Raw genomic sequence first — 23,213 nt, 5'->3', positions numbered from 1 at the left:
ACCCCCCGGATCATCCACACGACAGGGGCAGAAAGTCATACCGGGCCGGGCGACCGAGGGTCCCCGGCTGGGGACGATCAAAAAGGTAACGGGGTAGGGGTCGTCGCGGATGCCGCCGTCGCCGTCACACTGCGCCACCGGTGCATCTCGCGACTCCTGCTGCCGGCGGCACTCGACTGCTGAATGCGCAGTACGCGATTTGTGCGAACCCGCCCAGTGTGAGGTGGTCGATTCCCGGGCACGCCAGGACCCGGCGGCCTGAGCCGGCACGTCGGCGGCGACCAAGTGGTGGCGGTGGCGCTCGAAGTCAACCAGGCCTGACGGTCGGAAGACACGGTCCCGGGTCACCCGTCGGGCGACCCGGGACCGGCGTTGGCGTCAGCGCACCTGGTCGCCCTCGCCGGTACGCGCCTGGGCCTGGTCCACACCCTTGTCGATGTGCTGGTCGTACTTGCCGCCGGTGCGCTTGTCGGCCATGTCACCGGCCCGCTCCAGCCCTTGGTCGACCTGCTTGTCGTGCTTGTCCGCGAGGTCCTTGGCCTTGTTCATGAAGTCACCCACGACGATCCTCCTTCATCTCGGGGCCACCTTTGTCAGTTCCCCCGGCCCGGTGCCGCAAACGCCGACAGGCCGGACGAAACGCCCGGTACCGTCCTAGCCGGCGCGGAGTACCTCGCCCAGCCGATCGCGTCGCCGCAGCGTCGACTCGACAGGCACGACCACGGCGGCCGTCGCCAGCAGCGCCACGCCCATCAGGCCGAGCAGCCACCACGGCAGGACCGCCGTCGGGTCGGCGGCTTGACCGGTGAGCAGCCGGAGCTTGAGCGGGCCGAGCGTCAGGCGGGCGAGCAGGGCCCCGAGCAGCGGGCCGCACACCGCGGCGACCACGACCGGCGGCAGCAGTTCTCCGGCGGCGACCCAGCGGGCGTCGCGTGGCCGCAGGCCGAGGGTCCGCAGCCGGGTCAGGGTCTGCCACCGCTCCGACGCACCCGCGGCGGCAGCGAGCGTGAGGCCGAGCAGCCCCAGCGCCAGCAACACCGCGGCGGCCGTCCACGCCAGCCGGAGTAGCCCTGCGGTCAGCGGAGCCACCCGCTGCGCCTCCAGCACGTCCGTGCGCAGCACGACGTCGGCGGTCACGCCGGTGCTCGACACGGCCTGCGGCGCGCCGGGGCCGGTCACCCAGACGGTGTTGGGAACGGCGGGCAGCCCTGCGTCGGCGAGGGCCGCGGCGTCCACGATGACGACGTCGCTGGCGCCGCCGACGGAGGGAGCGGTACCGACCACGGTGAGGCGGATCGCCGGGCCGTCGTCCCGGGGTAGCTGCATCCGCGTGCCGGTCGGCAGGTCACCGTCGCTCGATCGGATCAGCGCGGGGACGTCCACGGGGCCAGGACCGGGTTCCGTGAGCCGGGCCAGCGCCGGCGCGTCGGGCAGCGGGGTGGTGGCCAGCAGGCGCTGGAAGGCGGCGGCGTCCACGATGACCAGGCGTGGGGTGAGCAGTGTCGACTCGGTGAAGACCCGCGCCGAGTTGGTCACCTGCGCGACGACGACCTGCCCTACGCCGGGTGCGGCAGCGATGCGCTCGGCTAGTGCGGGCGTCGCGGCTCGGGCGTCGGCGCCGATGTCGAGGCGGGCGTCGGCGCCGACGGTGCTCCACGCACCGTCGGCCAGACCCCGGGCGACGGTGGTGCCGACGACGAGCGCGAACGACGCGAGTGCGGTGGCGCTGACCAGAACCAGCAGCGGCAGCGCGCGTCCGGCCGTGGTGGCCGCCCGGGCGGCGCCGAACACGGCCAGCGGGCGGCGCGAGCGCAGGGCCTGTCGAAGCGCGAACCGTACTCCGACGGGCAGCAGCCGCAGCAGGACGAGTGCGCCGGCGAGCACGCCCAGAGCGACGGCGCTGACCGGTAGGACCAGGTCGCCGGTCAGCTCGCCGGTGTCGCCGTCGGCGGCGACGGGCAGCAACCCGCGCTGGTGCAGGGCGACGAAGGCGGCGACCGCGGCGATCAGCACAGCGGCCTCCACGGCGGCGCGACGTAGCCGGCCGGTGGTCAGGATCCAGCGCCGAGCGGCCGGGTTGGCGGGTTGGCGCCGGTCGCGGCTGGCGCGGGCAGCGGCGAGGGTGCCGAACGCCGGCCCGGCAACGGCACCGGTCAGGACCACCGGAACGGTCCAGATCCAGGAGACGCCCGGGGCGGCCGCGCGGGCGAGTGCGAGCCCGACGGCGGCGGCTGACAGGGACACCACCGTGGACTCGATGATCAGTTCCGCACCGAGGTCGGGTAGCGCCGTGCCACGCTGCCGGGCGGCGCTCAGCGTCGGGGTACGGCGGCGGACCAGCAGGTCGGCGGCGAGCAGCAGGACCAGTACCGTGGCGGTCAGAACTCCGGCGAGCAGGACGGCGGCCTGTGCGGAAGCGGCGCTGATCTGGGTACGGGCGTCGCGCAGGACGGTGTCGAGCGACGATTCCCACCTGAGGGAGTCGTCGCGTACGGCTGATGAGCCGGAGGCTGCCTTGAGCTTGACCACCTGGCTGCCGAGCGTCGCGGCGGCGGCCCAGGTGAGCGCGTCGGGTTCGGGGGCGAAGTGGACGGTGCGCCGCAGTTGGTCCCCGTCGAAGGCGAGCCGGGCGTCCGGCAGCGACTCACGCGACAGCAGGCCGGCGAACCGGGTGGTCCCGATGCCGTCGGCGCCGGGCACGGGGCGCAGGAGCGCCGGGGCGAGTCGCCAGGCGGGGTCGCCGCTGTCCGCCGGTCGGTAGATTCCGCTGATCTGGACGTCCTTGTCGCGACCCTGGCCATCCTGGGCCGGGATCCGATCGCCGGGGCCGAGGTGGAGTGCAGCGGCGTCCGCCTCGGAGAGGCCGACCTGCACCGGCCAGGGTGGTCCGTTGTAGGGGATCTCGATGGCCGCTTCGGGGCTCGCGGGGCCGGGCGCGCTGCCGGCGACCCAGGTCACGTCCGGGCCGCCACCGTCACCGGCCAGGTAGGTGAGCTGGAAGGTACGCGGCAGGCTGCCGCCGGTGATGCTGAGGATCGGGCCGTTGACCACGGCGATGGGCGGCAGCAGCGCGGCGTCCAGGTCGGGTCCGAGCGCGAAGGCCGCCCGGGCGCGGAAGTCGTCGACGTCCTCGGCGAGACGGGAAATCCGGAACCGCCCGCCGGTCGGGCCGTCGTCGCGTTCCCAGTCGGCGTGGACGAGAACGTTCGAATCGTGGCCGGCGCGGCGGACCGTGTCCTGGACGGCCTCGTCGGCGGAGGCACGGAGCAGCGCCGGCACGGCCCCGGAGAGCAGCACGACGGCCGCGATAACGGCGGCGGTGAGCAGCAGCGCTCCGGCGTCGGTACGGCCACGGCCGCGGACGCTGGGCCAGTGCGGCGCCGGCCACCGGCGGGTCAGCCACCGGTTCACGGCGCCACCCGCAGGTGCGCGGCGTCGGCCCGGTGGACCTGGACGATGATCACGACAGCGACCGCCAGCAGGCATCCGGCCAGCAGGACGGCGAACAGCGCGGCCTCGGCCGGCCACGGCCAGTGTGGCTGGGCGGTCGGGACGGGCGCGGCACCGGCCTCGGAGCGTACGAGCAGGGGAGCGACGATGCGGGTGGCGAGCGCACCGACGGCCGCGCCCGCCGCGAGCACGGGCAGTAGCACGCCGACGTGCTGACCGAGCAGCACGGCCCGGATGTCGCGCCGGGTCATCCCCAGGCCGCGCAGCCGCGCCACCTCGACGGCGCGGACCTGGAGATCGCAGGTGACGTGCAGGACGACACCGGCGAGCAGCAGCAGGGCCGCAGCCGGGACGAGGAGCCGGAGCGCGGCCGGCAGCCCGGCGTGCAGCGGGCCGTCGGTGAGACGGGCGGTCTCCGCCGCACGGGTCGTGACGGCGCCCAGGTGCAGGGCGGAGGCCCGCTCGGCGGCATCGGGATCGCCTGGATGGCCGACCCACCAGGCGTCGACCGGGAACGTCAGGTCGCCGGTGACGACGCGTGCGCGCGACAGCGTGTCCAGATCGGCCAGGATGGCGACGGCGCCGGGGGCGGCCGGCACGGTCGGCACGACCTCGGTGACGACGATCGGGACGGGCGTGGTGCCGACCGTGACGCTGAGCTGGCTGCCGCTGCCGGCACCGACCTCGCCGGCGAAGCGGGCGGAGACGGCGACGGGCACCCGACCGGGGTCCGGGAAGGCGGTGGCGACGAGGGTACGGGCGGCGTCCGGGGCACCGCCGAGGTCGACAGTCGCCGCCATCCGCAGCGCGGTCCCCATCGGCGCGGCGGAGAGCACGACGGTCGGGTCGCGCACCTTGCTCGGAACCGGCGGCGCGGACGTGGCGGTCCACTCCGATGCGTCAGCCGATCCGACGGGCGGCACGGTGAGGGTGACGGCTATGGCGGTGCGGCCGCCGATCACGGACCCGGCATCCGGCCCGGCCGGGGCCGCGACCGGCAGGGACACCGCGACGAGGCGCAGCCCGTCGGCGGTCGCGCACTCGGGCAGCCGGTGTTCCCGGCCGTCGAGCGGCACCGGGGGACCGGTGCAGGGTATGCGCAGGCCGGTGGCGTCCTGCAGCAGCAGCCGGGGCGTCACGGCGAGCGAGGTGTCGCCGGTCGCGGTTCCACGCATGACGAGCGGGGCATCAGCCGCAATGGTGAGACCGGTGACGCGGGTCGGTGGGGCGAGCCTCGCTCCCACGTCCGTCCAGGTGCGGTGGCGGTCCAGCCGCCCGCGCAGCAGCGCGTCGGCGCGGGTGGTGTCGACGGCGACCAGGCGCGGCGCGTCGCCGGCGCTGCCGAGCCACTGACCGACGGCGGTACCACGGTCGAGGGCCGGACTCACCGTCCCCGCGGTGGCCGCGCCGACGGCCGCGCCCTCTCCGGCCACCGGCGTCGTGCCGAGGGCCAGTGCCAGGTCGGTGCCGACGGACAGCGCGGCCTGGTCGCGCTGCGACTGGTGCCACGTGGCGTCGAAGGCGAGGCCGAAGGTTGCGGCCGCGCAGGCCAGCCCGACGAGCAGTCCGGCGGCGACCGCCTGGGGTCGGCGGGCGGCCTCGGAGACCGCCAGCGGAAGCGTCAGCCCACGGGCGCGGTACGCCAGCCGTTCGGCGCCGCGCAGGGCGGGCAGTACCAGCCGCAGTGCCAGGGCGGCGCCCGCGGTGAGCAGCAGCGCCGGCGCGAGCACCCGGACCACGTCGGCGCGTGGGCTGGCGGCGGTGGGCTGCGCGTACAGCTGCCACCATGCGGCGGCGGCGAATACCGCGAGCATCAGGTCGGCGCCGGATCGGGCGAGCAGTTCGCGGCGGGTGCGTCGGTCGCCGGCCGTCGGTCCGGGCCGGATCGCCAGGACGGTGAGTACCGCGGCGAGAACCAGCGCGCCGCCGGCGACCGCGAGGACCTGGGCGCCGGTGATGGCCGGCCGGGTGGTCAGGCCGGCGCCGTCCAGCGGCGGCAGGCGGGTCAGGCCGGCGTGCAGGCCCGTCGAGGCCGGTATCGCGAGCGCGGCGGCGAGGACGGCGACGAGCCCGGCATCGAGTGTCGCGGTGGCGGCCAGTTGGCGGCGGCTGGTGCCGAGGGCGGACCGCAGGGCGGTCTCGTCGGCGCGGATGCCCGCGGTCAGCCTGCCGGCGAGGACGAGTGCCGTCGCGGCCAGGACACCGCCGAGGACGGCGATGGCGAGCACGACGGCGGCGGTGACGTGCCGTTGGTCGTCGGCGGACCGCAGGGTCCGCGGCAGGTCGGAGGCGACCCGGGCGAGCTGGACGCGGTCGCCGAGGGTGCCGGCCAGCCGGCGGTCGGCACTGCGCACGGCCCCGGCCACGGTCTCCAGGTCGCGGCGGTTGGCCTGGGTCAGGTCCGGGTGGGCGGTGACCTCCATCCGGTCAACTGTGGCGCCGGTGGCGACCAGGTCGGCGAAGTCTACGAGGAACGGGCCGTAGGCGTTGACCGGCTGCAGGTATCGGCCGTCCCGGTGACCGGTGGCGGAGCCTGCCGCGGCCAGCGGGTCGCGGTCCCAGCCGCGCCCGGGCAACGGGCGCACCACACCGACCACTGTCACGTCGATGGCCGCACCGGGCGCGTGGGCCAGCTCGGCGCCGAGGCGTACCCGGCGACCCGGGCTGAGGTCGAGCAGCTGGGCGGTGGACTCCAGCAGCACAGCGTCACCACGGTCGCGCGGCCAGCGCCCGGTGACCAACTCGGCGCGGGTCGGCAGGTCGTCCAGCCCCGACAGGTACGCCTGGGCCCCGACGGTGGTGCCCGGGGCGAGCGCGGGCGGCAGCGCCCTGAGCACTGTCGACGCCCGCGCGGTGGTGGTCACCGGGAACGGTGCGAGCGCGGCGGCCACCTCGGTGCGGGTGTCGGCGGCGACGGACCGCGCATCCGGGCCCTCGACGGTGCCGGTGTAGACGGTCACGTCGACGGCGGCGGGGGCGGCACGGGCCATGGCGACCTCCAGCGCCCGCTCGGCGGTGCGGGTGCTCAGCAGGGTGCAGGTGCCCAGCAGCGTCGCGCCGACCGTGACGACCCCGATGAGGGCCGCCAGCAACGGCCACTGCGCGCGGGCGCGCCGGCTGACCAGCCTCAGCATCGGCGCGTCATCCAGCGTCCTTCGCGGGCTCGTCCGGTTGTCCGGCTACCTCGTCGTCGAGGCGCCCGTCGTGGATCCGGATCACCCGGTCGGCCAAGGCCATCATCACCGGATCGTGGGTGGACACGAGTGCGGTGACGCCTTCGGATTCGACCACCCCGCGCAGCAGGGCCATCACCGACAGGCCCGTCTCAGCGTCAAGTTGCCCGGTGGGCTCGTCGGCGATCAGGAGCCGCGGCGACGCGGCCAGCGCGCGGGCGATCGCCACCCGCTGCTGCTGGCCGCCGGACAGCTCCGCCGGCCGCTGTCCGGCGTGGTCGGCCAGGCCGACCAGCTCCAGCAGCAACTCGACCCGCCGCTCGCGTTCGGCCGGGGCGGTTCGGGCCAGCCGCAGGGGGGCGGCGACGTTCTCCGCGGCCGACAGCACCGGGATCAACCCGAAGCTCTGGAAGACGTACGACACCTTCTCGCGCCGTAACCGGGACAGGCCGTCCTCGTCGAGCGCGGTTACCTCGGTGCCGTCGACGTGCACCGTGCCGGCGTCCGGGCGATCCAGGCCGCCGATGGTGTTGAGCAGGGTGGTCTTGCCCGAGCCGGACCGGCCGACGAGTGCCACCATGGAACCGGCGGCCACGTCGAACGACACGCCGCGCAGGGCGTGCACGACGGCCGGCCCGGTGCGGAAGCGCCGGTGCACGCCACGCACGCGCAGCAGCGACTCGCTGCTCATTCGCCGCTTTCCGAATCGGGGCGGATCGTGATGTGGTCGGGTTCCAGGGCCAGCCGGACCCGTCGGGTCAGCGCCAGCGCCTGGCGGAAGTCGCGGGGCACCTGTACCCGCCCGGCCCGGTCCATCACGGCGTACTCCTCGGCGATCATGTGCGTGTCGCCCACCTCGTCGGTGGTGGTACGGCGCAGGACCTCGCTGCTGGTGCGCCCATCCCGGATCGCGACGGTCCGTTCGACCTGTCCGCTGACCTGCGGGTCGTGGGTCACCACGACAACTGTGACGCCGTACCGCCGGTTGACGTCCCGCAGCACGCCGAAGACCTCCGCGGACGTGGCGGCGTCCAGCTCGCCGGTCGGCTCGTCGGCGAGCAGGACCTGCGGCTGGTTGGCCAGCGCCACCGCTATCGCGACCCGCATCTGCTGCCCGCCGGAGAGTTGCCCGGGGCGCCGATCGGCGCAGTCGGCGACACCGAGACTGTCCAGCAGCTCGGCCGCGCGCTCCCGGCGCTCCTTCTTCGGGGTACGGGCCGCCGTCATCGGCAGGTCCACCATCTCCCGTGCGGTCAGGTAAGGGATCAGGTTGCTCGCCGTCTGCTGCCGGACGAACCCGACGGTGTGCCGCCGGTAGTCCACCCGGTCCGCGCGGGACATCGCCAGCAGATTCCACCTGTCGACCCGGACCCGCCCGGCGGTGGGGGCGTCGACGCCGGCCAGGATGGACAGCAGCGTCGACTTGCCCGACCCGGAGGCACCGACGACGGCGACCAGCTCACCGCTCTCCACGGCCAGGTCCAGTCCCTGAAGTGCCTGCACCTCGATCGAACCGCTCTGGTAGATCCGCACCAGGTTCTCGCAGACGATGAGCGCGTCCCGGCCGAACTCGGGCGCCCGCGCGGATGGCTGCGGCAGGGACAGCGGTGGGCTGGACATTCCTTCCTCCGTCCAGGTCGTGCCGCCGCCGAGCCAGCCTCGGGCAGCGGTAAGGCCCACCGATCGGGCACGTGGTGTCGCCTGGCCGGCACGCATGGTTGCCTCGTGCGTCAGGAGGCTCGATCGCCCGTGCTGACGCAGATTGAAGCAGTTTCGCAACCGGCGGCCCTGTTGACCATGCCCCTGGGCGGCTTTCCTGCATTTCCGGACGAGCCCGGCCGCCGGAGCGGGGCAGGGACCACGGTCACCTCTGCGTCATGTGCGCCAGGACGCCGTCGAGCCTCGCGATTCTGCCGACGACGACAACGCCTCCACCTGAAGCTCCCGCAGGAAACGTGGTCAACAGTCCCGTGCGGTTCTCGGTATCGGGTGGATTACTCTGCGGCGGCGAATCGCTCGACGTTGTCGATCTGGCCGACCACCAGGATCAGATCGCCGTAGGTCAGGACGGTGTCGGGGGTCGCGTGGGTGAAGCCGGTCTGTCGCCCCCCGACAGTGGCCTCCGGTTTCACCGCCACCACCGTCACCCCCCACCGGCTGCGCAGCCGGGACTCACGCAGCGGCATGCCGACCACGTCGTGTGGCGGTTTGGTTTTGATGACGGCGAAGTCCGCGTCGACCTCGACGTAGTCGAGGATCCGGCCGGTGAGCAGGTGGGCGGTGCGTTCGCCCATGTCGTGTTCGGGCGCGATGACGTGATGGGCGCCGACGCGGGTGAGGATGTTGCGGTGCTGTCCGCTGACGGCCTTGGCCCAGATGTCGGAGATGCCGAGCTCGGACAGCAGGGACGTGGTGAGGATGCTGGCCTGGACGTCGGTTCCGATCGCCACGACGGCCCGGTCGAATTCTCCGACGCCCAGTTGGCGCAGGGCCTCGATGTCGGTCGAGTCCGCGGTGATCACGTGCGGGATCTGTCCCACGAGACTCTGCACGACCTTCGGGCGGTGGTCGATGCCGAGGACTTCGGTGCCCCGCTTGACCAGTTCCAGGGCCAGAGCGCTGCCGAAGCGGCCCAGGCCGATCACCACCACCGGTTCGCTGCGGATGTCAGCCAACGATCGTCCTTTCCTCGGGAAGCTCGTAACGCCGGTTGCGGTCCCGCAGCGCCAGTGCGGAGGCCAGGGTGAGGGGTCCGATCCGGCCGGCGAACATCAGCACTACGAGTAGCACGTCGGCCTGTGGAGGCAGGTCACCTGTGATGCCTGTGGACAGGCCGACGGTGCCGAAAGCCGACACGACCTCGAACAGCACCGCGTCGAGACGGTACGGGGTGATGGCCAACAGGGCGAAGGTGGCCATGGCCACCGCGCCGGCACTGAGCAGCACGACCGCGAGGGCCTGACGCTGGTTGCTGGCGGGAATCCGGCGGTGGCCGACGTTGACCTGGGTCTCCCCGCGCATTTCCGACCACAGCACGAAGGCAAGCAGGCCGAACGTGGTGACCTTGATACCGCCCGCGGTGCCGGCGCTGCCACCGCCGATGAACATCAACACGTCGCTGGCGAGCAGGCTCTCCGGCCGCATCGCACCGATGTCGACGCTGTTGAAACCGGCGGTGCGGGTCATCGCGGACGCGAAGAACCCGGCGAGCAGCTTCTGCGGGCCGTCCAGCGTGCCGAACGTCTTCGGGTTCGAGTACTCGGCGAGGGTGAACACGAGGGTGCCCAGCAGCAGCAGAGCGGCGGTGAGCACCACGGTGATTCGAGTGGTCACCGACCAGAACGAGGGGCGCCGCCAGGTGCGTGCCAGTTCGAAGACCACCGGGAACCCCAGCCCGCCGAGGATGACCGCCGCCGCGACCGTGAGCGTTATCCAGGGGTCGGTGACGTAGCCCATCAGGCTGTCACTGTGCGTGGAGAAACCGGCGTTGTTGAAGGCGGAGATCGCGTGGAAGACGCCCTCGTAGAGCGCGGAACCGAACGGCTGTTGATACGCGGTGGCGAACCGGATGGTGAGCAGCACTGCCACCACCACCTCGCTGACCAGGCTGAACAGCACGATCCGGCGCACCACCCCGCGTACGTCACTCAGGTTGAGGCTCTTGGTCTCCGCCTGGGCGAGGAACCGGGCCCGCAGTCCGAGCCGGCGCGACAGCAGCACGGTGAACAGCGTGGCCAGGGTCATGATGCCGAGTCCGCCGACCTGGATGAGCAGCAGGATGACCGCCTGCCCGAAGCCGGACCAGTACGTGCCGGTGTCGACCGTGATCAGCCCGGTGACACACACCGCCGACGTGGCGGTGAAGAGCGCGTCCACCAGCTCCGTGCGGTGCCCGGACCGGGTCGCCCACGGCAGGGACAGCAGTCCGGTGCCGATCGTGATCGCCGTGGCGAAACCCACGGCGATCATCTGCGCCGGGTGCCGGAACCGGTCACCTCGTCGCTGCCACGCCGGCCGCCGCGTCACCAGCTGCACGGCCGGCACTCCGACACGTGCGAACACCGGCGCGGCGGCAGGCCCGACCCACTCGCCGCGCCACGAGCCCGCTCGGCGAACCGGTCCCCCCGTCTCCTGCGGTCAGCAGCGATCGACACAGGGCGCATCCTCCCATGACCAGCCTCTTCCGATGTCGGCCTGGGTGATATGAGAGCCGGTCGCGTACTTCGGATCGCGGGTTGCGGCGGTGTTGAGCTTGCGGGGGATCAGCATCCGCACCGCGAGGCGGGGTAGGCGACCGTTCGACGCTGACGCGGCGCTGAGGCGGCCGTGAGGCCGCCGCGGATCGTGGGTCACCTGCCGCGTCGCCCCGTCGGGGCGCAAACGTCTCGCGGCAGGTACGAAGTGGAGTGGACGATGCGAATTCGATCCAGGCTCGCCCGGCTCTCGGGCGCTGCGGGCCTGCTGCTGGCCAGCACCGCCGTGGCCGTCGCCACCGGCGTGGGACCGGCGCAGGCGACAGTGGTGAACGTCAGCGTGGCGGGTGCCTTTCCCAACCAGTCCGCCGTGGCCACCTGCCCGGCCGGCGAGTTTCTCGCCGGGGGCGGTGGCTTCATCGACGGTGGCGGCGGCGACGTCACGTTGACCGACATCATTCCGAACCTGGCCACCCAGTCGGTGACGGTCTGGGCGCACACGAACCCGGGCGGTGTGGCGGGGGCGTACAACGTCGTGGCGCAGGCGATCTGCGTGCCGGGCGCGCCCCCGGCCAACTACCAGCGTGTCACGTCGGCGAGCGGTAGCAACGTCGACCCGATCAAGAACCAGGTGGCCGCCTGCCCGGCCGGCACCGACCTGCTCGGGCTCGGCGCGGAGTTGCGCACCGCCAACGGAGAGGCGTTCTACCAGCGGATCGAGCCGAACGCGGCGCTCACCGCCGGGGTCGTCACCGCGGGAGCAGCCGGCGGGTTCGCCGGACCGTGGGAACTCGTCGGGTACGCCATCTGCGCCACCCTGCCGGCGAACCTCACCGGCACGCTCGTCAGCCTGACCGGGGCGGCCAACAGCGTCAGCCCCAGGGGGCAGGTGTCCGGTGGTTGCCCGGCCGGTGCGCTCGCCACCGGCGTCGGCGCCACGGTCACCGACACCGCCACCGGCAATGTCCTGCTCACCCGGGTCACGGCGACCGTCGCCCAGAACAGCGCCCAGGCGATCGCTTTCGAGGACGGGGTCTATCTACCCCCGTGGGACCTGGAGAGCCACGCCATCTGCTGGGGTCCGTGACCGACCGCGGCCCGGTCATGAGAGTCGGCCCCGACGCCTGGTCACACCGGTCGGTGTGACCAGGCGTCGGGGCCGCTCGGGGGAGTGGCGTGCGGCACCATGACGCCACCGTGACGCACCTGCCGATGATTCGGGACGTGCCGCGCGAACCGTTCGCGGCAGCGTCGACAGGAGAGGACAGTCGTCATGAGCAGGGGCACCACATTCGGCACCAGCACCCGGTCGCGGTGCGCCGTCGCGGCGGTCGTCGCGGTCGCCGCGACCCTCGTCCCACCCGGGCCGGCGCATGCGGCGTACCGGCACCGGGCCGAGAGCGCCTACGACACCACGTCGTCCAAGAGCGTGACCGCGACGTGCGGGTCCGACGAGGTGCTGATCGGCGCCGGCGGCCGGATCAGGAACGGTAACGGCGGGGTCCGGCTGGACGCGATCGTGCCGGGCACGACCTCGGTCGTGGTACGCGGCGAGGCGTACCCGGGCCACGCGGAACCCTGGTCCGTGATTGCCGCCGCGATCTGTGCGCCGGACAACGGCGCGACGCGGGTCGTCGAGGTCTCCCCGACCGGGTCGGTGACCGCGAGCTGCCCGGCTGACCTGGTGGTCAGCGGTGCCGGCTTCGACCTGCCGGCCGGGGTGCCGCTGGCCGGACTGGTCCCTGACGCAGACGGCGCGAGCGTGACCGTCCGCACGGCCTTGCACCTCATCGGCACCAGCCCGGTCGCCTACGCGGTCTGTGTGGAAGGCAACCGTGCCTCGTGGGGCGGCGTCGGAGCACGCTACAAGCGGTTCGCCGCGACCAGCTCGATCGGTACGGCGTCGCCGAGGACCGTGACCGTGCAGCGCGAGTGGGCGTGGGAAGTCCCGTCGATGTCCGGTGTCGGTGGCGAGGTCACCGTGCTGCCCGCCCCCGGCTCGTTCCCGATCCCCAGATCAGACATCTTCATCGACGCGATGATGCCGAGTGACGACGGGACGCAGGTGACAGTCGTTGCGGTCCAGCGCCCCGCCACCGTGGCGGTCCGGTCCGGCCCTGGTGGCGGGCCTGCCAGGACGTCGACGGTGGACAACGAGCTGCTGTCGGTTCCCCGGTACCCGACCGACCACGACGACCCGATGTGGTCGGTCACCGGGTACAGCACCGACCACGACATCTACTGAGCCGTCAGGTGGGGGCGGCGGCGCCGGTAGGACCGCGCCGCCTGCTCTCACCCAGGCCGGCGGACGACCGTCGCCGGCGGCCGTACCCCGGCCCGTGGCGCCAGGATGATCTCGTCCGGCGGCCGTACTCCGATGGCACGCATCGCCGTGCGGTAGCGGGCGAACGCCCGCCGCGCCTCGCCGTGCTGCCCACCCGTCACCAGGGTGCGCACCAGCATCCGGTGCGCCGGCTCGTCGTACGGGTCCTGCTCCAGCAGGCGGAGCAGGCAGTCCACGGCGGCGCCGGCATCTCCCGCCGACCGGTGCGCCTCGGCAAGCATCCGCAGCGCCGCGACGTACGCGGCGCGCGCCTGTTCACGCAGCGCCGAAGCCCAGTCGGCGTACGGCTCGTCGGAGAACACGTCCGCCCGGTAGTCGCGGACGGCCGCCGTGAGGATGGTGCGTGCCTCCGCCCGGGCACCCCGATCGAGCAACTCCCGGCCATGGGTCACCGCACCGAGGAACTCCATCACGTCGACCCGCAGGTGGGTGACGTCCAGCGCGACGCTTGCCGCGTCGGTCACCAGGTAATGGTCCGAGGCGAAGACCCGGTCCGGATCGAGCACCCCGCGCACGATCGACAGCAACACGGAGAGTCGGTGTCCGGTCCTGCTCGGATCGTCGTCGGGCCAGAGCAGCTCGCAGAGCTCGCCGCGGGGGACCGGTCGGCCCCGCCGTACCACCAGGATCCGCAGCAGGTCCCGCGCCCGCCGCGACTGCCAGGCCGACGGCGGCACCGCGGCGCCGGCCACCCGTACCTCGAACCGGCCGAGTGTGCGGACCAGGACGCCGCCGACGCCGACGCCGGTGGGCCGCCGGCCGGCTGCTGGTCGGTCCGGCTGCGTCTCCTCCTGGTCGATCGAGACGCCGCCGGCGGTGAGGCGCTCGGCGGCCAGTAGCGCGGCGAACCTGTCGTCGGCGGTGGCGCCCGGCAGTCGGCTCAGCGCCAGCGCGGCCCGGGCCGCGTCGCCCACGGCCGACGCGTCGACCCAGATCGCGTGGGCCTCCCGCAGGGCGGCGCGGGCCCGATTCGGGTCGATCTCCGCGGCGGCGCGCAGCTCCAGCGCCCGGGCCAGGCCGGCGCGCAGCCCACCGGACCGGGCCAGGTCGAGGGCCTCGTCGGCCAGCCGTGCGGTGCGCTTGGCGTCGCCGCCGGCCAGCGTCACCCAGCCCTGCGCGAGCAGCGCCGGGACCCGGAGATCGTCACTGGCCAGCCGGGCCGCCTCGGCGGCGTGCCGGGCAGCCGCTGCCGTGTCGTCGGGCAGCAGCACCCGGGCCAGCCCGGCGTGGGCCCGTACCGTCAGCTTCCGGCTGTCACTGCCGTCGGCCAGCCGGACCGCTTCGGCGAACGCGGCCCGGGCCTGTTCCCGCCAGCCCCGCATGAGATGCAGCTCGGCCAGACCCAGGTACGTGTCGGCGCAGCGGCGCGAGCCCATCCGCTGATGGCGGGCGAGCACCTGGGCGTACCGCGCCGCGGCCTCGTCGTAGCGGCCGAGCATCGCCAGCATGTCGGCCTCGGTGCCGGCGGCCATCGCGTACAGGTTGGCGTGCCCGGCGGCCTCAGCGTGCCCGGCGGCCTGTTGCGCGGCGGCCAGCGCCGCCGGATAGCGGGCCTGCTCGACGAGGTGGTAGCTCTGGTTGACCAGGATCCGGGCCAGCAGTACCAGGTCGCCGGTGCGTTCGGCGATTCCGAGGGCGAGTCGGTGGTGCTCCTCGCCGCCGACCTGGTCACCGGTGAGCCCGAGGCAGAGCGCCAGGCTGACGTGCGCGGTGGCCAGGGCACTGTCCCCGCCGGTCTCGGCCGCGAGGCGGTAGGCCCGCCAGGCGTGTTCGAGCCCGGCCGCCGCGTCACCGCTGCGGGCGGTGGCCGCCGCCGTCCACGCCAGCAGCATCGCCTGATCGGTGGGGCAGCCGGGAACCTCGTCGCCCCGGGCGAAGTCGGCCAGGGCCCGGGGCTGGTCGCCGCGCAGGTAGTGGATCAGGCCCATCCGCCAGGCGATGCCCGGCTCCCACGCCGGCTCGGCCGCCGCCACCTCCTGATACGCACGGGCGGCCGCGGTGACGTCGCCGGCGGTGCGCAACGCGTCCCCGGCAAGCAGCCGTAGCCTGCGGGTGCGCAGGGGCGCCGGGAGGGCGGCGACCAGCTCCGCTGTCGCGCCGGGCCGTCCGGCCACGATCATCCGGTCGCCGTGCTCGTCGAGCACCGCCGCCAGCTCCGCGTCGTCGCCGCCGAGCCGGAAGGTGTACGCCGCGGCGCGGGCCGGGCCGTGTTCGCGGTACCAGGTCGCCGCCCGCAGCAGCGTCCGCTTCGCCACCGGCGGCCGGTTGTGACCGGCGACGGCGGCGATCACCGGTACCACCCGGGGCCCGGTGTCGGGATCGGTGCCGACCCTGGTCAGTAGCCCGGTGCGCACCAGTCGGCTGATCTGCGGCCCGACCGCCGGGTGGCCGGTGACCGCGCAGACGCCCGCCGTCAGCGGCGCGAGGTCGGCCACCTCGTGCAGCAACCGGCGGAGGTCCTCCGGCAGCGGACCGAGCACCTCCTCGGCCACGTAACCGGTCACCAGACCTCCGGGCTCGGTCACCGCTGGCAGGAGCGGACCGCTGGGTACGCCCTCGGCGACCAGGGTCTCGGCGACCAGCCGGACCAGCGCGGGCCACCCCGCCGTGACCTCGTGCACGCGCTGCGCCAGGGCGGGTACGGTCAGCCCGTACTCGGTGTGCAGCAAATCGTCGACCTGATCGTTGGTCAGGCTCAGCTCGGCCGGGCGGAGCTGCGCGGGCGCCATCCGGGTCAACCACGACGACGCGGCACAGCCCACCGGCCATCGCGACGACAGCGCCAGGCGTACGTCGTCGGGCAGGCTGGCGATCGCACGCAGCAACGCCTGCTCGGTCCGTTCCGACATGGCTGGCAGTCCGTCGAGAACGACCTGCGCCGGGCCGGCGGCCAGCTCCACCAACTCGCCGCCGAGCAGCGCGTCGACGTCACACTCCCGCCGCCACCGGACCGCCGGACCGGGGAACAGCCGGCGCAGCGCGGTGGTCTTGCCGTAGCCGGCGGCGGCCACCACCAGCCACAGTTTGCCGCGCTGCTGTTCCAGCATGGCGGCAGCGTGTCTGCCGGCCGCGATCCGGGCAAGGCGATTCCCGCTATTCCGACAGCAACACCGTCCAAAGGGCCCACGCGGATCAGGGTTGCCCGCCGAGGCGGCCCACCCCGACCCCGGCCACACCTGCCTGGTGTGGAACTGCCAGGCACGCCGCCGTCCGGCCATGCATGGAGGTTATGGATCCCAGTATCGATCGGCAGTGGTGCTCATATCTGTGCCCGTACACACTGACGTCATGGACAGTGTCCGAAGAGGTGAGGCTCCGCCGGGCCGGGTGCGCGAGTGCCTGCCGACCGCCGTCGAGCCGTACGACCGGAGGGCCGGAGTCCGCCTGAGCGGTAGGCGACCGGTGGGTGCGGCGAGGCGGCAATGACCGGTCGTGGAGTGGCGGTGGTGATCGGCGGTTACGGTGCCGTGGGTCGAGTGGTGGCCACCACGCTGGGTCGGGATTCGGCACGCGAGGTCGTTGTCGCCGGTCGTGACCTGGCGCGCGCTGAGGCGCTGGCCCGCAGCGGCCCGGGCGGGCTGATCCCGCACCGGTTGAACCTTGACGACCTGCGGGGGCTCGACGGGTTGTTGGCCGATGCCGACGTGGTGGTCATGTGCGTGGAGCATCGCAACGAGGCGGTGGCGCGTGCCTGCCTGGAGCGCGGCGTCTCCTATGTCGACACCAGCGCGTCAGCCGATGTGCTGGCCGGCATCGAGCGGCTCGATGCCACCGCGAAGCGGGCCGGCACCGCCGCCGTGCTCAGCGTCGGACTGGCCCCCGGACTGACAAACGTGCTGGCCCGCCGCTGCGTCGGGCGCCTTCCATCCGCGACATCCGTCGACGTGACGATCCTGCTGGGTACGGCCGGCGACCACGGGCCCGACTCGGTCCGCTGGACGATGGCGGGGCTGACGGCTCCGCCCGACCGTACCCGGCGGCCGACCCGGGCTCGGGTGGAGCTGCCCGGGTTCGGCGTGCGCACCGCGTACCCGTTTCCCTTCTCGGATCAGCACACGTTGACCCGCACGCTCGGCGTACCGGTGACCACCCGCCTCTGTTTCGACTCCGGTGCCGTCACGGCGGCGCTGTTCCGGCTGCGCTCCACCGGCGCCTTCCGCCTAGCGGATCGGCTGGGCGGGGCTGGGCTGCTGACCGGGGTGTCGAGCCGACTGCGGCTCGGCGGAGACCGGTTCGTGGTGCACGCCTCGGCCACCGGTGAGGGCGGTGGGCACGTGTGGTCGGCGGTGACGGGCCGTCGAGAGTGCCACGCGACGGGTGTGGTGGCCGCGGAGATCGCCACCGGCCTGCTGGGTCGCCGCTACCCAGCCGGAGTGCGTCACATCGACCAGATCGTCGACGTGGACGAACTCCTGACGACGCTTCAGCGGCACGACCTGGCCGTGCACGAACAACCACTGTCGGTCCCGGCCGAGCCGCCGACAGGCCGGATGCCGACCACTCCAGAAGGGTGACAGCAATGACGAAACGGATGCCAGCCGGCCGGACTCGAACCGCCATCACCTGGACCGCGGTGCTCTTCCTCGTGACCTTCATCCACCACGTGTACGGGGGCGTGCGGTTCGACAGCCCACAGCGGATCGTCCTGGCTGTCGTGTTCAGCGGCGTGTTCGGCGTCACGTACCTGGCGTACCGCCTCGGATCGACGATGCGGTGGGCTCGCGCGATGTTCTGGTTCCTGGTCTACGCCTTCTGGGTGGCGTCGGTAGGCCTCTTCGAAGGCGGATTCAACCACGCCCTGTTCGTCGTGTTGCGGCTGCTGGACGCTCAGGCCCTCATCAATGAGCTCTATCCGGTGGACAGCGACGCCCATATCTCCGACGACGTGTTGTTCCAGGGCACCGGGGTACTGACCCTGGTCACCGCGGTGCTGCTGGCGGTGGCACCCGCCTGGCCCAGGAGGCGGCCGGTGAGCGCGGACGGCCGGGCACCGGCGACGGACACCAGCGCTCGCTGATCAGGAAATCCGCCGGGGCACCTCCCGGTCCTCCGGGTGCCCCGGTGGACACCCGTCACCCGTCGACCGGCTCCCGGCAGATCGCCGTGAGGATCCCGATCATCGCGGTCGCCGCTGGCGACCGGAACGGTGGGACGGCCGCCGCGGCGTACAACCGGCGGGTCGGCAGGGCCGGAACGGTGGGCCGCAGGACGATGTCGGGCCGTAGCGCGGCCTGGGTCAGCGTCGGTACGAGCATGACACCGGCCCGCGCGGCGACAAGTGCCTGCTTGCCGTTCCAGTCGTCGCAGAAGAACGCTATCTGCGGGGGACCGCCCAACGCTTCGGTGAGCGGCGGGATCGGACCGAGGCAGTCCGGATAGGCGCCCTCGATCCACCGTTCGTCCTTCAGTTTCCGCAGTGGCACCCGCTGGTGCCGGGCCAGCGGGTGGTCGGCCGGAAGTGCGACGTGGAGCCGTTCGTCGCAGAGCGGCACCAGGTCAAGACCGTCCAGTGCCTCCTCGCTGAGTCGAGACGCCGACAGGTCGTGTTTGGCGCTGAGCGGGTCGGCGAACAACTGCCACGAGGTCAGCAGGGCCACGTCGATCCGGCCGTCCCGGACGGCCGACAGCGGGCCCGACTCGTCCGGTCGGACAAGGTTCACCGCGACGCTGGGGTGGGACTCGGCGAAGCAGCGAATGGCTTCCGGAGTGAGCCGGGCGTTGGCGCTCGGGAAAGCCGACACGTTGAGCTGCCCGCCGGTCAGGCTGGTGAAGGCGCGCAACCTGGCTTCCAGGGCGTCGGTCCGCACCAGGATGTCGCGCGCGAGCTCGACGGCGGTCTGCCCAGCCTGGGTGAGCCGGACACCGCGCGGAAGACGCCGGAACAACGGCACGCCGACGCGCCGTTCCAATCCGCTGATCTGCCGCGAGACGGCTGGCTGCGTCATGGACAGTGCCTCGCCCGCGGCAGAGAACGAACCCCGGGCGGCGACCTCCAGGAGAACCCGCAGGGTCCAGGATTCAATCATGCATGCAGCGTATAGCCGCGGAATCCGCTCGATCTCGCGCCGAGGGTTGAGGGCGCAGGCAAACAACAAGACCAAGCTCCCTGCGGACCATACCCCGCGTGCATGGCGAACACCCGCGCCTGGGCCGGTGACAGCGCGGTACGCCGACCTCAGCGTCGGCCCCCGTCAGGATCGACACGGCCACCGGTGAGCGTAGGAACGTGCTCGGTCGTAAGGCCACCCGATCCTCCCGGCGTCGGGGTGGGTGCCTCGGGCGAGGGGCTGAGCCAGGGTGGCGGCCCAGGTACGGTTAGCGGCGGTCGGACGGTGCGGGCGTCGGCCCGGCGGCAGTGGTGGCGCGGGGCGGCGGGCCGGGGGAGGAGCGGGTGTGACACGGCGGAAAGCCCTTGTGGTCCGAGGCGGATGGGAGGGACACCGGCCGGTCGAGGCGACCGAGTTGTTCATCCCGTTCCTCGAACGCGACGGATACGCGGTACGGGTGGAGGAGTCGACGGAGATCTACGCCGACGCCGCCGAACTTGCCGACACCGACCTCATCGTGCAGTGCATGACGATGTCGCAGATCACCGCGGAGCAGGTGGCGGGTCTGGCCGCGGCGATCGTCGCCGGGACGGGCTTCACCGGCTGGCACGGCGGCATCGCCGACTCGTTCCGCGCCTCCTCGGACTACCTGCACCTGGTCGGCGGCCAGTTCGCCACCCATCCGGGCGTCCAGCCCTGCGACCGTGTCGGCGGAGAGAAAGACAACTTCCTGCCACACACGATCACGATCACCGATCTCGGCCGGGAGCATCCGATCACCGCCGGCATCGAGGACTTCGACCTGGTCACCGAGCAGTACTGGGTGCTGCACGACGACCTGATCGACGTCCTGGCCACCACCACCCACCCGACCCGGGAGTGGCACCCGTGGCACCGACCGGTCACCTCCCCGGCGATCTGGGCCCGGAACTGGGGCGCGGGGCGGATCGTCGTGACGACCCCGGGACACAGCCTCGACGTGCTGGAGCACCCGAGCGTCCGTACCGTCATCGAAAGGGGGATGGTGTGGGCGACCCGCACGGCATCGGCATCGTAGGTCTCGGGTTCATCTCCCGCGCCTACCTGAACACGCTCGCCAACCATCCCACGGTGCGCGTCGTCGCGGTGGCCGACCTGGACCCGGCCCGGGCCGACGCCGCCGCCGCCACGATTCCCGGTGCCGAGGCGGTAAGCGTCGAACGGCTGCTGCACCACCCCGACGTCGCGACGGTGCTCAACCTCACCATCCCGGCGGCGCACGCCGAGATCTCCGGCGCGGCGATCGACGCCGGCAGGAACGTCTACGTCGAGAAGCCGCTCACCGTCACGTTCCCGGAAGGCCGGTCGCTCCTCGACCGGGCGGCGTCGGCCGGCGTCCGCGTCGGATGCGCGCCGGACACCGTCCTGGGCACCGGTACGCAGACCGCCCGAGCAGCGATCGACGGTGGACTGATCGGACGTCCGCTCTCCGCCTCGGCCGTCATGGTCACCCCGGGACACGAGCGCTGGCACCCCAACCCCGACTTCTACTACGCCCCGGGCGGCGGCCCCCTGATGGACATGGGGCCGTACTACATTTCGGCGCTGGTCCATCTGCTCGGGCCGGTCCGAGCGGTGATCGGGGCGGCCAGCCAGCTGCGTGATGCCCGGGTCATCGGCTCGGGCCCCCGCCTCGGGCAGCGGATCCCGGTCGAGGTGCCGACCCACGTCAGCGGTGTGCTGGAACACGCCGGTGGCGCCCTGACCACCCTCACGACCAGCTTCGACGGTGTCGCGACGACGGCCGTGCCGATCGAGGTGCAGGGGGAGACCGGCACCCTCGCCGTACCCGACCCGAACCACTTCGACGGCGAGGTCCGCCATCTCGCGCTCGACGGCCCCGGGTGGCACGACCTCGAACCCCGGGCCGGTTACGTCGCCGCCTCCCGAGGGGTCGGCCTGATCGACCTGGTCCGGGCCGACGAGGCGCGCCCGCCACGGGCCAGCGGTGAGGTGGCGCTGCACGTCCTCGACATCATGACCGCCCTGCTCCGTTCAGCCGCCGAGGGCCGGCGGGTCGAGCTGACGACGGCTGTCGAACGCCCCGCACCCGTCCCGCTCACCCCGACCGAGGACTGGCTGTCAGCGCTCGCGCCCAAGGGCTGAGGACGCCGGCGGCCAGCTGGCGGGTGACAGCCGCTCAGCGGCAGGGCGTTGCGGGCTCCTCAGCCGGAAAGGCCCATCCGCTTCTGGCCCTGTCGAGGCTCAGGGCCGGGGAGGGGTGTGGTGGGTTGCGGAACCGCGGGGATTGCCGACTGCGGGTCGTGGGCGGTGAAGGCGAGGGTGATGACGAACCCGGCGACTTCTTCCAGTTGGCGGGCCCGGTCCAGTCCGCCGAGTACGGCGGGGATGCCTCCGATGTCGCGTACGAGTGAGCCGGTGATCTCCAGCGCTCGCGGGTCGTCCCCGCACATCGCTACCGTGACTGGTGTCGGTGCGGGTGTCGTCCACTGCGTCGATGGGAACAGGTGCAGCGCTTTGACGACGTGGGCGCCGGGAGCGAGGTCGGCGACGTGCTGCGCGATCGCGCGGCCGGGTTCCGTGCGCAGCACGCCGATGCCATGATCGACGGCGTTCGTGGGGTCGATCAAGGGCTTACCGGCGAGCGCCCCGGCGGGCGCACCGGCCGCCGTGAGGATGTCGGTGATGCCCTCCCAGTGCACGCAGAGCAGGACGGCGTCGGCGTTGACGGCGATGTCGGGGAGCCGTCGGGCGCGGGCTCCGGATGTCTTCGCCGCGGCGTCCGCCCGCTGGAGCGAGCGGCCGCCGATGCTGACGTCATGTCCGGCCCGGGTCCAGGCGGCGGCGAGCGCCGTGGCGAGGGTTCCGGTGCCGAGGATTCCGATACGCATGGCGTCAGACCCTAGAAAGTCTGATGCGAACCGATCAGGTCGTCACGCACCACCCGGTGCGCATCGGCGGTGGCACGATTGTCGGATGTCTCGTGACACGGACAGCGGCTGCCTGGACTTCGTGGCGGACTGCCGGCTGCGGATGGCAACTGACCTGTTCACGCACGTGTGGGATCCGGTGGTTCTGGCCGCCCTTGCCGCCGGCCCGCAACGCCGCCGCGCGCTTCGGGCGACGATCGGCGGCATCAGCGACAAGGCGCTCACCGAGGCACTGCGCCGCCTGGGCAGCAACGGCCTGACCGAACGCCTGCCGTACGCGCAGTCGCCCCCTCGAGTCGACTACGCCCTGACATCCCTCGGCCGAACCTTCGCCGACGGACCGATGCGCGCCCTCGCCGAATGGGTCACCCGGCACGGAGACGAACTCTTCGAGGCACAGCAACGCGCCCACGCCCTCGATGCGTCGCCACACCTGGAGTTGGTCGCACAGTTGGCCACGACGGTGCCGTCCGGCCGAGTGGGGACACAGCCGCCGGGGTGAGACCTGTCCCGATTCGACGCCCACCATCGACGGCGCGTCGGCGGGAACCACGCCTGGGCTGAGCAGGTACTGTCCGCCATCACCTGCACGGGCCGGACCGGCGGCCACGGTGCAGCCCAGCCGTCCCTCGCCGCACGGATCTGCCGAGATGCGCTAAATCTCAGGCAGGAGCGACCGTTTTCACCATGACGCAGTTCTTCAGCCCTTTGGGCCGGTCGTAGGTGAAGCCGAGCCGCTCGTAGAGTCGACGGGTGCCGTTGTAGAGAAACGACGACGACATCTTCTTGGTCTGGTTGGTCAGGTCGTGGGGATAGCTCTCGACCCGCCCGCCGCCGGCCTGCGCGATCAGGTCCAGCGCGCCGGTGATCGCCAGCTCCGTCACGCCCCGTCGCCGATGGCGCTTGTCGACGAAGACGCAGGTGATCCGGTAATCGGGTTCTGCCGTCTTGGTGGCGTCGTACTCCTTGCGGTGGTGGAGGGTGGGCAACTCGACAGGGGTGCCGTACTCAGCCCATGCGATGGCCTCGTCGCCGTGCATCACAAGTGCCGCGTGCGCCTTGCCCTGCTCGACGTA

Annotated in this window: 17 protein-coding genes and 1 pseudogene; 7 read left to right on the top strand and 11 right to left on the bottom strand. The window is 72.8% G+C overall.

Annotated elements, in window-relative coordinates; translation table 11 throughout:
- Positions 1 to 378: 378 nt before the first annotated feature.
- From AB0I71_RS31570 to AB0I71_RS31540, 7 genes are all read right to left on the bottom strand, one after another.
- Positions 379 to 561 (bottom strand): antitoxin, encoded by a 183-nt coding sequence (locus AB0I71_RS31570; RefSeq protein ID WP_204003577.1) that lies wholly within the window; start codon positions 559 to 561, stop codon positions 379 to 381.
- A gap of 93 nt (positions 562 to 654) precedes the next feature.
- The gene (locus AB0I71_RS31565) at positions 655 to 3,411 is read right to left on the bottom strand and encodes an ABC transporter permease (protein WP_357590909.1); all 2,757 of its coding nucleotides are present in this window, start codon (positions 3,409 to 3,411) and stop codon (positions 655 to 657) included.
- On the bottom strand, positions 3,408 to 6,584 hold the full coding sequence (locus AB0I71_RS31560; RefSeq protein ID WP_357590907.1) for an FtsX-like permease family protein: 3,177 nt from the start codon (positions 6,582 to 6,584) through the stop codon (positions 3,408 to 3,410). Before AB0I71_RS31560 ends, AB0I71_RS31565 begins: the two co-directional genes overlap by 4 nt.
- 7 nt (positions 6,585 to 6,591) lie before the next feature.
- Entirely contained in the window at positions 6,592 to 7,314 is a 723-nt protein-coding gene (locus AB0I71_RS31555; RefSeq protein ID WP_357590905.1) for an ABC transporter ATP-binding protein, read from the bottom strand.
- Positions 7,311 to 8,243 carry an ABC transporter ATP-binding protein gene (locus AB0I71_RS31550; protein ID WP_357590903.1) on the bottom strand — a complete coding sequence of 311 codons (933 nt, stop codon included), beginning with the start codon at positions 8,241 to 8,243 and terminating at the stop codon, positions 7,311 to 7,313. The genes AB0I71_RS31555 and AB0I71_RS31550 overlap by 4 nt, the downstream gene beginning before the upstream one ends.
- Before the next feature lie 374 nt (positions 8,244 to 8,617).
- Complete coding sequence (locus AB0I71_RS31545) at positions 8,618 to 9,298, bottom strand: TrkA family potassium uptake protein (protein WP_357590901.1); 681 nt, start codon at positions 9,296 to 9,298, stop codon at positions 8,618 to 8,620.
- Positions 9,291 to 10,658: a TrkH family potassium uptake protein gene (locus AB0I71_RS31540; RefSeq protein WP_357590899.1), complete on the bottom strand. Its 1,368-nt coding sequence runs from the start codon at positions 10,656 to 10,658 to the stop codon at positions 9,291 to 9,293. Before AB0I71_RS31540 ends, AB0I71_RS31545 begins: the two co-directional genes overlap by 8 nt.
- A gap of 378 nt (positions 10,659 to 11,036) precedes the next feature.
- On the opposite strand from AB0I71_RS31540, the gene AB0I71_RS31535 reads away from it, so the two are divergent.
- Both AB0I71_RS31535 and AB0I71_RS31530 read left to right on the top strand, forming a co-directional pair.
- Positions 11,037 to 11,903, top strand: a complete 867-nt coding sequence (locus tag AB0I71_RS31535; RefSeq protein ID WP_357590897.1) for a hypothetical protein — start codon at positions 11,037 to 11,039, stop codon at positions 11,901 to 11,903.
- A 186-nt stretch (positions 11,904 to 12,089) separates the two neighbouring features.
- Positions 12,090 to 13,061, top strand: a complete 972-nt coding sequence (locus tag AB0I71_RS31530) for a hypothetical protein (protein WP_357590895.1) — start codon at positions 12,090 to 12,092, stop codon at positions 13,059 to 13,061.
- 47 nt (positions 13,062 to 13,108) lie between these two features.
- Here AB0I71_RS31530 and AB0I71_RS31525 read toward each other — a convergent pair whose 3' ends face one another.
- Positions 13,109 to 16,207, bottom strand: a complete 3,099-nt coding sequence (locus AB0I71_RS31525) for a BTAD domain-containing putative transcriptional regulator (RefSeq protein WP_357590893.1) — start codon at positions 16,205 to 16,207, stop codon at positions 13,109 to 13,111.
- 375 nt (positions 16,208 to 16,582) lie between these two features.
- Between AB0I71_RS31525 and AB0I71_RS31520 the strand changes: the two genes are divergently transcribed.
- Complete coding sequence (locus AB0I71_RS31520; protein ID WP_357590891.1) at positions 16,583 to 17,674, top strand: saccharopine dehydrogenase NADP-binding domain-containing protein; 1,092 nt, start codon at positions 16,583 to 16,585, stop codon at positions 17,672 to 17,674.
- A gap of 5 nt (positions 17,675 to 17,679) precedes the next feature.
- Positions 17,680 to 18,177: a hypothetical protein gene (locus AB0I71_RS31515; RefSeq protein WP_357590888.1), complete on the top strand. Its 498-nt coding sequence runs from the start codon at positions 17,680 to 17,682 to the stop codon at positions 18,175 to 18,177.
- A gap of 55 nt (positions 18,178 to 18,232) precedes the next feature.
- Here the strand turns inward: AB0I71_RS31515 and AB0I71_RS31510 are convergent, their stop codons facing one another.
- Positions 18,233 to 19,186, bottom strand: coding sequence for a LysR family transcriptional regulator (locus AB0I71_RS31510; protein WP_357590886.1), 954 nt, complete (start codon positions 19,184 to 19,186; stop codon positions 18,233 to 18,235).
- A 367-nt stretch (positions 19,187 to 19,553) separates the two neighbouring features.
- Between AB0I71_RS31510 and AB0I71_RS31505 the strand changes: the two genes are divergently transcribed.
- Together AB0I71_RS31505 and AB0I71_RS31500 are read left to right on the top strand one after the other, a co-directional pair.
- On the top strand, positions 19,554 to 20,264 hold the full coding sequence (locus tag AB0I71_RS31505; RefSeq protein ID WP_357590884.1) for a ThuA domain-containing protein: 711 nt from the start codon (positions 19,554 to 19,556) through the stop codon (positions 20,262 to 20,264).
- A complete protein-coding gene (locus tag AB0I71_RS31500) occupies positions 20,234 to 21,352 on the top strand; it encodes a Gfo/Idh/MocA family oxidoreductase (protein ID WP_357590882.1) in 1,119 nt (372 codons plus the stop codon). Before AB0I71_RS31505 ends, AB0I71_RS31500 begins: the two co-directional genes overlap by 31 nt.
- A gap of 59 nt (positions 21,353 to 21,411) precedes the next feature.
- Here the strand turns inward: AB0I71_RS31500 and AB0I71_RS31495 are convergent, their stop codons facing one another.
- Positions 21,412 to 22,098: an NAD(P)-binding domain-containing protein gene (locus tag AB0I71_RS31495; protein WP_357590880.1), complete on the bottom strand. Its 687-nt coding sequence runs from the start codon at positions 22,096 to 22,098 to the stop codon at positions 21,412 to 21,414.
- Positions 22,099 to 22,183: 85 nt separating this feature from the next.
- On the opposite strand from AB0I71_RS31495, the gene AB0I71_RS31490 reads away from it, so the two are divergent.
- Positions 22,184 to 22,639, top strand: coding sequence for a helix-turn-helix domain-containing protein (locus AB0I71_RS31490; protein WP_357590878.1), 456 nt, complete (start codon positions 22,184 to 22,186; stop codon positions 22,637 to 22,639).
- A 160-nt stretch (positions 22,640 to 22,799) separates the two neighbouring features.
- On the opposite strand, the pseudogene AB0I71_RS31485 reads toward AB0I71_RS31490, so the two are convergent.
- A pseudogene (locus AB0I71_RS31485) lies at positions 22,800 to 23,213 on the bottom strand (hypothetical protein); the annotation flags it as partial.

This window comes from Micromonospora sp. NPDC049891 (assembly GCF_040660295.1).
GTDB lineage: Bacteria > Actinomycetota > Actinomycetes > Mycobacteriales > Micromonosporaceae > Micromonospora.
The sequence above is the reverse complement of the archived record's forward strand: the minus strand, read 5'-3'. Positions and strand labels throughout refer to the sequence as shown.

Bases quoted from the DNA above. Each gene is read 5' to 3' on its own strand.
- AB0I71_RS31510 (WP_357590886.1), bottom strand. From the start codon at position 19,186: ATGATTGAATCCTGGACCCTGCGGGTTCTCCTGGAGGTCGCCGCCCGG.
- AB0I71_RS31535 (WP_357590897.1), top strand. From the start codon at position 11,037: ATGCGAATTCGATCCAGGCTCGCCCGGCTCTCGGGCGCTGCGGGCCTG.
- AB0I71_RS31525 (WP_357590893.1), bottom strand. From the start codon at position 16,207: ATGCTGGAACAGCAGCGCGGCAAACTGTGGCTGGTGGTGGCCGCCGCC.
- AB0I71_RS31550 (WP_357590903.1), bottom strand. From the start codon at position 8,243: ATGTCCAGCCCACCGCTGTCCCTGCCGCAGCCATCCGCGCGGGCGCCC.
- AB0I71_RS31530 (WP_357590895.1), top strand. From the start codon at position 12,090: ATGAGCAGGGGCACCACATTCGGCACCAGCACCCGGTCGCGGTGCGCC.
- AB0I71_RS31560 (WP_357590907.1), bottom strand. From the start codon at position 6,584: ATGCTGAGGCTGGTCAGCCGGCGCGCCCGCGCGCAGTGGCCGTTGCTG.
- AB0I71_RS31515 (WP_357590888.1), top strand. From the start codon at position 17,680: ATGACGAAACGGATGCCAGCCGGCCGGACTCGAACCGCCATCACCTGG.
- AB0I71_RS31520 (WP_357590891.1), top strand. From the start codon at position 16,583: ATGACCGGTCGTGGAGTGGCGGTGGTGATCGGCGGTTACGGTGCCGTG.
- AB0I71_RS31555 (WP_357590905.1), bottom strand. From the start codon at position 7,314: ATGAGCAGCGAGTCGCTGCTGCGCGTGCGTGGCGTGCACCGGCGCTTC.
- AB0I71_RS31495 (WP_357590880.1), bottom strand. From the start codon at position 22,098: ATGCGTATCGGAATCCTCGGCACCGGAACCCTCGCCACGGCGCTCGCC.
- AB0I71_RS31490 (WP_357590878.1), top strand. From the start codon at position 22,184: ATGTCTCGTGACACGGACAGCGGCTGCCTGGACTTCGTGGCGGACTGC.